This is a genomic window from Acetobacter syzygii (assembly GCF_000964225.1).
Taxonomy (GTDB): Bacteria; Pseudomonadota; Alphaproteobacteria; order Acetobacterales; family Acetobacteraceae; genus Acetobacter; species Acetobacter syzygii.
The window spans coordinates 1-854 of sequence record NZ_BAMZ01000065.1 but is presented as its reverse complement, the minus strand read 5'-3'; the positions used below and the strand labels follow the sequence as shown (position 1 = coordinate 854).

Annotated in this window: 1 protein-coding gene; it reads left to right on the top strand. The window is 61.4% G+C overall.

The features are described 5' to 3' along the window. Window positions 1-7 precede the first annotated feature (7 nt). On the top strand, window positions 8-854 hold an 847-nt coding region (locus Absy_RS11695), incomplete at its 3' end, for a MotA/TolQ/ExbB proton channel family protein (protein WP_084597170.1).

Sequence of the window (854 nt, the reverse complement as noted above, 5' to 3'; positions counted from 1 at the left end):
AGTTCAGATAAAAACGTCTCCACAAAACCCGGGGCAATTCACCGCTCCAGCTCCCGGCCCGGCCACCCCCGCAGCCCCGGACGCTGCGACAACACCCGCTCCGAGCGATGGCACAACCGCGCCTGCGCCTGCCGCTCCCGCAGCAGATGCTCCAGCCCCCGCGGCAGAAGCACCGGCACCGGCGAAGGATGAAGCCAACCCGTATGGCCTGTCCGCCCTGTGGTCCAATGGGGATGTGATCGCCCGTGGCGTGCTGGTCATCATGCTCATCATGTCGCTTGGCACATGGTTCATCATGATTACCAAGTTCATCGAGCAGGGGCGTCTGTTCGCCGCCAGCAAGGATGCCACCAAAAACTTCTGGACCAAGCGCAGCATTCAGGAAGGGTCTTCGGCACTCTCCCCGTCCTCTCCGTTCCGCTATATTGCCGATACGGGGATTACGGCTGCTGAACACCATGAAGGCACGATGCAGGAAGCCATTGACCTGCATAGCTGGACCTCCATGTCCATCCAGCGTGCGGTGAACAACATCCAGAACAGCCTGCAGAAGGGTCTGGCCTTCCTTGGCACCGTGGGATCGACCTCTCCGTTTATTGGTCTGTTCGGGACGGTCTGGGGGATCTACCACGCGCTGACCGCCATTGGCATTGCCGGTCAGGCCTCCATCGACAAGGTTGCCGGTCCTGTGGGTGAATCCCTGATCATGACCGCCATTGGTCTGGCTACGGCTGTGCCTGCGGTGCTGGGTTACAACCTGCTGGTGCGTCGCAACAAGGGGGCTATGGATCAGGTGCGTGACTTTGCCGATGACCTCCAGTCCATCCTGATCGGGGGCGTGCGCCACGGTGCAG